General features: G+C 71.8%; 8 protein-coding genes. 5 read left to right on the top strand and 3 right to left on the bottom strand.

The features are described from left to right. Positions 1-107 precede the first annotated feature (107 nt). On the top strand, positions 108-1,025 hold the full coding sequence (locus ACWD0J_RS03715) for an NB-ARC domain-containing protein (protein WP_451494090.1): 918 nt from the start codon (positions 108-110) through the stop codon (positions 1,023-1,025). 27 nt (positions 1,026-1,052) lie between these two features. Here the strand turns inward: ACWD0J_RS03715 and ACWD0J_RS03710 are convergent, their stop codons facing one another. Continuing rightward, the gene (locus tag ACWD0J_RS03710; protein ID WP_451494089.1) at positions 1,053-1,292 is read right to left on the bottom strand and encodes a DUF6269 family protein; all 240 of its coding nucleotides are present in this window, start codon (positions 1,290-1,292) and stop codon (positions 1,053-1,055) included. A 297-nt stretch (positions 1,293-1,589) separates the two neighbouring features. On the opposite strand from ACWD0J_RS03710, the gene ACWD0J_RS03705 reads away from it, so the two are divergent. Continuing rightward, on the top strand, positions 1,590-3,680 hold the full coding sequence (locus ACWD0J_RS03705) for an ABC1 kinase family protein (protein WP_451494088.1): 2,091 nt from the start codon (positions 1,590-1,592) through the stop codon (positions 3,678-3,680). A gap of 29 nt (positions 3,681-3,709) precedes the next feature. On the opposite strand, the gene ACWD0J_RS03700 is transcribed toward ACWD0J_RS03705, so the two are convergent. Continuing rightward, positions 3,710-4,933, bottom strand: coding sequence for a cytochrome P450 family protein (locus ACWD0J_RS03700; RefSeq protein ID WP_451494087.1), 1,224 nt, complete (start codon positions 4,931-4,933; stop codon positions 3,710-3,712). Between the two features lie 260 nt (positions 4,934-5,193). Between ACWD0J_RS03700 and ACWD0J_RS03695 the strand changes: the two genes are divergently transcribed. The 3 genes from ACWD0J_RS03695 (at position 5,194) to ACWD0J_RS03685 (ending at position 9,047) form a co-directional block, all read left to right on the top strand. Then, entirely contained in the window at positions 5,194-5,961 is a 768-nt protein-coding gene (locus ACWD0J_RS03695) for an ABC transporter ATP-binding protein (RefSeq protein ID WP_451494086.1), read from the top strand. After that, positions 5,958-8,504, top strand: a complete 2,547-nt coding sequence (locus ACWD0J_RS03690; protein ID WP_451494085.1) for an ABC transporter permease — start codon at positions 5,958-5,960, stop codon at positions 8,502-8,504. Before ACWD0J_RS03695 ends, ACWD0J_RS03690 begins: the two co-directional genes overlap by 4 nt. A 285-nt stretch (positions 8,505-8,789) precedes the next feature. After that, positions 8,790-9,047: a LysR family transcriptional regulator gene (locus ACWD0J_RS03685; protein ID WP_451494084.1), complete on the top strand. Its 258-nt coding sequence runs from the start codon at positions 8,790-8,792 to the stop codon at positions 9,045-9,047. 12 nt (positions 9,048-9,059) lie between these two features. On the opposite strand, the gene ACWD0J_RS03680 is transcribed toward ACWD0J_RS03685, so the two are convergent. Next, positions 9,060-9,710 carry a response regulator gene (locus ACWD0J_RS03680; protein WP_451494083.1) on the bottom strand — a complete coding sequence of 217 codons (651 nt, stop codon included), beginning with the start codon at positions 9,708-9,710 and terminating at the stop codon, positions 9,060-9,062. Positions 9,711-9,980 lie beyond the last annotated feature (270 nt).

Below are 9,980 nucleotides of genomic sequence, written 5' to 3'. Positions count from 1 at the left end.
CTTCCTTGAGGTCGCGGTAGGCGGCCACGAGCGCGGCTGTGGAGGAGTCGAGACCGGGGACGTCGGCGCCCTCGGTGAGGGCGGGTTCGCTGCGCGCGGGGCAGGACGTGGTGATCACCGGGGCTCCCGGCACCGGCAAGTCCGCGCTGGCCCGGTACGTCGCCGAACGCTGCCGCGGGTCCTTCCCGCAGGGGCAGCTCTACGCCGCGCTGCGCACCGAAGACGGCGCGCGGGCCCCGGCGGAGGCCCTCGGCTGGTTCCTGCGGGCGCTCGGCGCCGCACCGGACCGGCTGCCCCGCAGTCTCGACGAGCGCGTCCAGCTCTACCGGACGCTGCTGGCCGGGCGCCGGATGCTGGTCGTCCTCGACGGCGCGGTCGACGACGACCAGGTACGCCCGCTCCTCCCGGCCGGCGGGGCCAACCGTACGGTCGTCACGGGCGTTCCCGCCCAGCTGGCGTCGCTCGAAGGCACCCGGCCGGTGCGGCTCGGCCCGATGGAGCCGGGTGACGCGGTGCGTCTGCTCGCCACCATCGCCGGTCCCGACCGGTTCGAGGAGGACCCCGAAGCCGCCGTGCGCATCGCCGAGTTCTGCGACCGGCTGCCGCTCGCGCTGCGGATCGCCGGGGCCCGCCTCGCCGCCCGCCCGCAGTGGTCCGCCGCCCGGCTCGCCGCCCGGCTGGCACCGGAGCAGCGCCGCCTCGACGAGCTGCGGTTCGGCGGTCTCGACGTCTCCGCCGGGCTGCGGGGCGTGCTCGACGGCCTGCCGCCGTCCCTCGCCGGCTCCTTCGCCGTGCTGGCCCGCGCCCACCTGCCCCGGCTGACCGTCGCGGACGCGGCGGCCCTGCTCGACGCCGGCCCCGATGACGCCGAGGACCTCCTGGAGCAACTGGCCGACCTGCGGCTGCTCGACGTGTCGTACGCCGTCGGCGACCCCCGGTCGTTCTACCGTTTCCCGCCGCTGGTGCGGCTGTTCGCGCGGCGTCCGGCCGGGCGGCCGGGCGTGCCGGCCGTCACCGCTTCGTGAGCGGCGGCACGCCCCGCCCGTCCGGCGTCAGCCGCAGCCGCCCGCGTGGCCGTCGTCGAGGGTGTACATCTCCTGCGGCTCCCTGAACTCGTCCCCGCGCGCGACCAGTTCGTTCAGCGCCTGGACGTAGCCGGCGAGCAGCTCCGCCCACGGCGTCGGGCTCTGCTGCAGGCGCAGTTCCAGGTCGTTCGCGGCCTGCATCTCGATCGTCGCCAGGACCTCCAACGGGTGCTGCACCCGGGCCTGGGCCTTGTGGTCCTCGTACATGTGACACTCCTCCGCGTGGGCCGGATGTCTCGCGATCCACGAACAGAGTCGGACCAGGTCACATACGAATCCCTGCGCCGCCCTTGACGCCCGCGCGGAGGATCCCGCGGGACTTCGCGGAGATCGGGCGGAGGCCGGGTACAGAGGGATGCGGGAAGTACAGAGGGAGTGCAGACGGAGTACAGAAGGAGCAGGGGTCCCCGGGGAGTACGGGCGGGTGGCATGAAGATGCCACAGCCCTGCGGTCACCGGAGCGGTTCGGCCTAGGGTGACCGCGACTCTAGAGGGGGCGGTTCCATGGCATCTCTGGCCGGCGGTGTGTTCAACGACATTTCCCTCGCCCTGGTGGTCGTCGTGGCGGCCACGGTCTCACTCGGCACCCTCGCCTTCGGGCTGTCGACCGCCTCCCGACGGCTCCTCGGGATCCGGGTGGGCCCGCTGCGGGCGCTCGGTGCCGGACTGGTGGGTGTGATCACCCTGGCCGTGTACGGGCAGGTGCTGCGGCACAACGAGGTGGACCTGGGCGCGCTGTCCACCATCCAGATCCCGCTCGCGCTGTTCGCCGCGATGACCGCGCTGGTCGTCATGGAGGTCTTCCTGCCGTACGGCAGCTGGGCCCGGCCGCTGCACGTGCTGCGCGGCCTCGGCGACCGGCTGCGCCGCGCCCGCCGCTACTCCCAGATCAGCCGGATCCTCATGCGCCACGGACTGGGCCGCGTGGTGCGCGGACGGGCCGGCTGGGAGCGCGCCATGCGGCCCGGGGAGTACGGCGAGCAGGCCGCCCGGTCCGCGCGGCTGGCGCTGGAGGAGTGCGGCGGCGCGCTCATCAAGTTCGGCCAGGTCCTCTCCACCCGGCGCGACCTGCTGCCGCCGCACTTCATCGACGAACTGAGCCGGCTGCAGAGCGATGTGAGCCCCGCGCCCTGGCCCGAGGTGGAGGCGGTGCTGCGCAAGGAGCTGGGCAAGCCCGTCTCCCAGGTCTTCGAGTGGATCGAGCACAAGCCGCTGGCCGCCGCCTCCATCGCCCAGGTGCACCGGGCCCGGCTGCGCGGCGGGCCCACCGTCGTCGTCAAGGTGCAGCGCCCCGGTGCCCGGGAGACGGTCGAGCGTGACCTGGACATCGTGCTGACGGTCAGCCGGAGCCTGCAGAGCCGGATCCGCTCCGCGCAGGCGTTCGGGCTGCGGGAACTGGGCGACGGCTTCGCGCAGTCCGTCCGGGAGGAGCTCGACTTCCGGATCGAGGCGCGCAACGCGGGCGCGGTGGCCAAGGCGATCGGCGGACTCGACCCGCAGGCCCGGGTCCGGGTGCCGCGGGTGCACTTCGCGTACACGTCGGCGCGGGTGCTGGTGCAGGAGTGGCTGGCCGGCGTGACCTTCGACCGGGCCGCGGCCGCCGCCGACCGGGGCGGCTTCGACCGGGAGGCACTGGCCCGGGACGCCTTCGACGCGATGCTCACCCAGATCCTCCGGGCGGGCGTCTTCCACGCCGATCCGCACCCCGGCAACATGTTGCTGCTGGACGACGGGCGGATCGGCCTGATCGACTTCGGCTCGGTGGGCCGTATCGACCCCTCCGCCCAGGCCGCCATCCGGGAGGTGCTGGTGGCGGTGGACCGCGGCGACCCGGCCGGGCTGCACGACGCCCTGCTCGCGCTGCTCGGCACGCGGGCCACCACGCACGAGGAGCTGATGCCCGACCCGATGCTGCTGGAGCGGGAGCTCGGCCGGTTCATGGCCCAGCATCTGGGCATCGGCGCCCAGCCGGACACGGAGATGTTCACGGCCCTGTTCCGGATGCTCGCCCGGTTCGGACTCGCGGTGCCGCCGGAGGTCGCCGCCGTCTTCCGGGCGCTGGCCACCATCGAGGGGACCCTCACCGCGGTGGCGCCCGGCTTCAACCTCCTGGAGGAGGCGCGGCGGTTCGCCGTCGGGGCGCTCGCCGACCGGTTCCGGTACCGCTCCGCGAAGGGGCGCGACGAGACGACCGCCACGCTCGCCGGGGCTCTGACCCCGCCCGCCCTCTCGGCCCTGGCGCATCAGGCGGCCCAGGAACTGCTCTCCGTGCTGCCGATGCTGCGCCGGCTGCCGCGGCGGGCCGAGCGCATCAGCGCCTCACTGGAGGAGGGCCGGCTCGGGGTGCGGGTGCGGGTGCTCGCGGACGAACGGGAACGGCGGTTCGTCTCCGGACTGATCCACCAGGTGACGGTGACCCTGCTGGCCGCCTGCACCGGTCTGATGGGCGTCCTGCTGATGGTGTTCGGCACCGGCCGGGGACCGCGGGTGACCGCGCAGCTGGAGCTGTATCCGCTGGCCGGCTATCACGTGCTGGCGGTGAGCGCGATCCTCATGCTCAGGGCCCTGTACACGGCGATGCGCCGGCCTGGCTGACCGGCGCCGTGCGTGCCGTCGCGGGACCGTCAGGGCCGCAGCAGGACCGGCAGCGACCGCAGGGGACGTACGACGACGTTCTGCTCGTAACGCAGCTCGGAGGGGTCGACGGCGAGCCGGGCGGACGGGAAGCGCTCGAAGAGCCGACGGGCCGCGATCTCGGTGATCACCTTCGCCAGATGCGCGCCCGAGCAGTAGTGGATGCCGAAACCGAAGCTGAGATGGGCCGGCTTGGGCCGGTCCAGGTCCAGCCGGTCGGGGTGGTGGGGGAACTGGCCGGTGTCCCGGTTGGTCGACATGACGCAGATGACGACGACCTCCCCGGCCGGGACGGTCACCCCGCCCAGCTCCACCGGCTCGGTGGTGACGCGTTGCAGGGCGTTGCCGATAGGGCTCACATAGCGGATCAGCTCGTCCATGGACCTGGCCCACTGGCCGGGCTCCGCCAACAGCCGTTCCCGCTCCGCCGGATGGGTGAGGAGGGCGGAGAGCACTCCGCCGACCAGACTGGCCGTGGTGTCGTTGCCGCCGGTCATCAGCGCGAACCCGGTGGAGAGGATCTCGGTGCTGGTGAGCCGGCGCTCGGGGTCGGCGTGGATCAGCGCGGAGAGCAGGTCCTCGCCGGGCTCGCGCTCCTTGCGGGCGATCAGGCCGGCCATGTAGGCGGACAGCTCCTGGATGCTGCGGTCCAGCACTCCGGAGCCGTCGGTGGGGGAGTGCGTGCGCAGCGCGGTGGACCAGCGCAGGAAGTCGGGCCAGCTGTCGGCCGGCACGCCCATCAGCTCGGCGATGGTGATGACCGGCAGCGGGTCGGCGTACCCGGCGATCAGGTCGGCCTCGGAGCCGTGGGCGAGGCTGTCCAGCAGGCCGTCGGCGATCTCCCGCACCTTGGGGCGCAGGGCCTCCGCCCGGCGCGGGGTGAAGGCGAAGCTGATCGCCCGGCGCAGCGGGGTGTGCCGGGGCGGCTCCAGGTTGGCGAGGTGGTTGGCCTCCTCCGGCGGCGGGGTCAGCGTGTGCCCGGTGCGCTCCGACATCAGCCGGTACTGGACGTGGATGTCGCGGCTGAGCCGGGGGTCGGCGAGCGCGGCTCTGGCGTCCTCGTACCGGGTCACCACCCAGGCCCGTCCGCCGTCCGGGAAGGACAGCTCGCGCACCGGGCTCTCGCGCCGTACGTGTTCGAGTACCGGATAGGGATTCTGGGTGAAGTCGTTGGTGAGCATCCAGTACTTCGAAAGCGTCCGCGTGCCAGTCATGTCCGTCCTCCGTGCCGCTGCGCCGGGAGCGTCCCAATCGGTCCGCACGCTAGGCGCGCCGGGGCGGTCGGCGCAGCGCTGATTTCAAGAGTTCCATGTGCGCTCGGAAACGGAGGGCAACAGGCGGGAGCATCTATGCCGTTCGGCAGATGCGGCCCTTCCCGGTCCGCTCGTAGGGTCCTTTCACATCGCCGGGAACGGTGCACGTGCTCCCGGTCCCCGATCGTCCAAAACCAATCCCGTGTGGGGGAGTGTGAGTCATGACCGCGACCATTTCGGCCTCGACGAAGCGGCAGGTCGCCGCTCGCGCCGTCGGCGTGACAAAAACGTACGGCGCGGGAGAGACGGAAGTCGCGGCACTGCGCGGCGTGGACGTCGAATTCGCGGCCGGTGAATTCACCGCGATCATGGGCCCGTCCGGGTCCGGCAAGTCGACGCTCATGCACACGCTGGCCGGTCTCGACACGCTTTCCTCCGGCGAGGTCTTCATCGGTGACGTCCGGGTCAACGACATGTCGGACAAGCAGCTGACCCTGCTGCGCCGCAACCGGATCGGTTTCATCTTCCAGCAGTTCAACCTGCTGCCGACGCTCACGGCCGAGGAGAACATCCTGCTGCCGCTGTCCATCGCCGGACGCAAACCGTCCCAGGACTGGTTCGACCGGGTCGTCGACACCGTCGGCCTGCGCGACCGGCTGCGGCACCGGCCCAGTGAGCTGTCCGGCGGCCAGCAGCAGCGTGTGGCCTGTGCCCGGGCCCTGGTCTCCCAGCCGGAGGTCATCTTCGCCGACGAGCCGACGGGCAACCTGGACTCCACCTCGGGCACCGAGATCCTGGAGTTCCTGCGGGACTCGGTACGCAGCCTGGGCCAGACGATTGTCATGGTCACGCACGACCCGCGGGCCGCGTCCTACTCCGACCGCGTCATCTTCCTCGTCGACGGCCGGGTCGTGGACGAACTGCGTGAGCCGACCGCCGACGCCGTGCTCGACAAGATGCGCACCCTCGACAAGATCCGGGTGGCATGATGCTGACAGCCACGCTCAAGAGCCTGCTCTCCCGCAAGTTACGGCTGGTCCTGTCGGGCCTGGCCATCGTGCTGGCGGTGATGTTCGTGTCCGGCGCGATGGTCATCAAGGACACCCTGAACCGTTCCATCGACGCCCAGTTCAGCGGCGCCTACCAGGACATCGACCTGTACGCGTCCCTCAAGCCCAAGGTGGCCGCCGCCACCGGTGACGACGCGGCGGTGGTGCCCCCGGTCACCCAGGCCGCCGTCGACAAGGCCGCCCAGGTCGCCGGGGTCGGCAAGGCCGAGGGCATCGTGCTCGCCGAGGGCGCCCGGGTGCTCGGCAAGGACGGCAAGGTCGTGCCCGGCACCGGCGGTCCCCGGTACGGCGAGAGCTGGCGCGGTGAGAGTGGCCTGATCTCGCTGCGCTCGGGCCACGAACCACGCGACGACTCCGAGATCGCCGTCAACGCGGCGCTGGCGGAGAAGGCCGGACTGAAGGCGGGCGACCGGGTCGGCGTGCTGACCCACGAGCCCAAGCGCACCTTCACCGTGGCCGGTGTCTTCGGCTACTCCGGCGGCCGGGACTCCATCGGCGGCGAGCAGACCGTCGCCTTCGCCGAGCCGGTCGCCCAGCGGCTGATGGTCGGCGGGACCGGTGACTTCTCCGGCATCCGGATCACCCCCGACGCCGGCGCCTCCACCGGCACCGTCCAGGCCGCGCTCGGCAGGGAACTCGGCGCCGGGTACGAGGTGCTGACGGGACAGCAGCTCGCCGAGAAGGCCTCCGACAAGTCCCGCGGCATCCTGGACATGCTCGGCATGCTGCTGCTCGGCTTCGCCGGCGTGGCGGTGTTCGTCGGCATCTTCCTCATCGTCAACACCTTCTCGATCATCGTCGCCCAGCGGATGCGCGAACTCGCCCTGCTGCGGGCCCTGGGGGCCAGCCGCCGCCAGATGATCAACTCGGTGCTCCTGGAGTCCTGCGTCGTCGGCCTGGTCTCCTCGGCGCTGGGGCTGGCCGCCGGCATCGGCATCGGCGCGCTCGGCGCCGACCTGGTGGCGAGCTCCACCGACGGACTGGAGGTGGCCTCCCTCGGGGTGCCCGCGAGCGCCGTGGTCACCGCGTTCGCCGTGGGCGTCGGCGTGACCGTGCTGGCCGCGCTGGTCCCCGCCGTGCGGGCCTCCAAGGTCGCCCCGATCGCCGTCATCCGGGCGAGCGCGGCACCGCAGGGCAGGCACCGGGTGCAGACCTGGACCGGGGCGATCCTGTTCGGCCTGGGGGTCGTACTCCTGGCCCTCGGCAGCTTCGGCTCCGGCGGCGCGGACGCGATCCTGCCCGGTGTGCTGGCCGCCTTCGTCGGCGTCGCCCTGCTCACTCCGCTGATCAGCAGGCCCTCGGTCGAGGTGCTCGGCGCGCTGTTCTCCCGGTCGCTGCCCGGCCGGCTCGGCCGCCACAACTCCGCCCGCAACCCCCGGCGCACCGCCATCACCGCCTCGGCGATGATGATCGGCGTGGCCCTGGTGACGGCCATCAGCACCGTCGCCGCCTCCGCCGAGGACAGTGTCACCCGGGACATCAGGCGGGACCTGAAGGCGGGCCTGGTGGCCATGGGCGAGGCGGGCTCGGCCGGCTCCGCGGCCATCGACCCGGCCGCGCTGGCCCGGACCGGCGAGGTGCCCGGGGTCGACCGGGTCGCCGCGGTGAACCTCGACAACGCCAAGGCCGGTGACGCGAGCCAGTCGGTCGCCTCCTGGCAGGACTGGCCCGCCGCCCGGGAGGTTCTCGGTCTCAAGGGCGTCGAGGGGTCGGTCGGCACCCTGGCCGCCGGCACCGTGGTGATGAACGAGAACACCGCCGAGAGCCGCGGGGTCGGGGTGGGGGACGAGCTCACCCTCCAGTTCCAGCGCGGCGGACCGCACACCTACGAGGTCACCGGCATCTTCGCCGACTCCACCCTGTCCAACGGCGTGATCGTCCCCTGGGCCGACGCGCAGGCCGGCTTCCGCTCCCCGCAGCCCTCGCAGGCCTACTTCCAGCTGGCGGGCGGTGCCGACGAGTCGCAGGTGCGGTCCCAGATCGAGACCCTGCTCAAGGACAGTCCGGAGGTGACCGTCCAGACCCGCGAGGACGTGATCGAGCAGTTCAGCGGCGGGTTCGCCATGATGCTCACCATCGTCCAGGCGCTCCTCGGCGTGGCGATGCTCATCGCGATCCTCGGCATCGTCAACACCCTCGCCCTGTCGATCCTGGAACGCACCAAGGAGATGGGCGCGCTGCGGGCGATCGGCTTCACCCGGGGGCAGACAGTACGGATGATCATGACCGAGTCCGTGGTGATCTCGCTCTTCGGCGCACTGCTCGGGGTGGTGGTCGGCGGGGTGCTCGGACTCGCCACCGCGCACGCGATGGAGGACCAGGGCGTCAGCCGGCTCTCCCTGCCCTGGGGGCAGATCGTCGCCTACCTGATCGGTGCCGCGGTGGTCGGTGTCATCGCCTCGGTCGGCCCCGCCCGGCGCGGCGCCCGGATGAACGTACTGGTCGCCGTGGGCCACGGCTGATCCCACCGCACCGGCCGCACCCACCGCACCGGCCGCACCCACCGCACCGGCCGCACCGGCCGCGACGGTGGCCGGAAGACGCCCCCCGAGGACCGCTCGGGGGGCGTCTTCCGTGTGTCCGGCTCCGGTGTTCGCCCGTCTCATTGGCTTGGTTGCAGCTTCCTGCACCGGCCATTGCCCGGTTTTTCCAAGTGAGTTGGTATGGAGGCGCATGAGAACGGCCGTCGACGCCCACGGGTGCGGGCCGTGCGCACCGCTTGTGTTCACCTAGAGACAGGGGGAGTGATGCACGAGCGTGAGTTCCGCGCCTTTGTGTTCGTGGCCGAGATCGGGCGCATGGACCAGGCCGCCAAAGCACTGGGGTATTCACAACCGGCCATCAGCTATCAGATCAAGTGCCTGGAACAGATGCTGGGAACCAAACTCTTCACCCGGGATTCCACCGGCGCGAGACTCACCCGGGAGGGCCGGATGATACTGCCGTCGGCCCGAGCGGTACTCGCCCTCATCGACAGCATGAAGGACGTCTGCACACCGATGTGACGGCGGGCCCGCTCAGGAAGCCAGCCCGCTCCCCCAGACCCAGGCGGCGATGCCGACCCGGTTGCGGGCGTCCAGCTTGCGCTGGATGTTGGCGACGTGGGTCTTGGCCGTACCGGCGGAGATGAACAGCTCCGCCCCGATCTCCGCGTTGGTCAGGCCCTTGGCCACCAACCGGGCGATCTCCGTCTCGCGTTCCGTGAGCGACTCGGCGGGTTGGGCGGCCCGGGGCCGGCTGCGCTCCTGGAGGTGCTGGAGCAGGCTCACCGTCAGCGAGGGACTGATCAGGGTGTCGCCCGCCATCGCCGCCCGCACCGCCTCGACCAGCAGGGCGGGGCCCGACCGCTTCAGCAGGAACCCGCAGGCGCCGTTGTGCAGGGCGGTGTGCACGTACTCGTCGAGCCCGAACGTCGTCACCACCACCACCCGCACCGGATCGCGGGCCTCGGGCCCGGCGAGCCGCCGGGTGACCTCAAGGCCGTCCAGGCGCGGCATGCGGATGTCGGCGAGCACGACGTCGGGCTTCAGCCGCGCGGCGAGATCGACGGCCTGCTGCCCGTCGGCCGCCTCCCCCACGACCTCCATGTCCGGCTGGGAGTCCAGGATCAGGCGGAAGCCGATGCGTACGGATTCCTGGTCGTCGGCGAGAAGTATGCGCACAGTCACGCTACGTACCGTAGGTGCAGACGGCACCGGTCAGCCACCGGAACCGTATTCAAAGATTCTCTGCGGACTTAGGCGCGGATCCGCCCGCTGACAGCATCGGGGGAGCCGGATTCCCGGCAGGTGTTTCCCAGCCGGTGTTCTCCGGCCGGTTCTTGTCGGCCGGTTCTCATACCGGCCGGTTCTTCTCATCCGGTTCTTCTCATCCGGTTCTTCGGCGCCCTCGTACGGCGCGTTCCCCGTTGCTTGGAAAGTGGTGACCGGGCATGGCTC

This window comes from Streptomyces sp. NPDC003011, from assembly GCF_053591515.1.
This window is presented reverse-complemented; position numbering and strand designations above follow the sequence as displayed.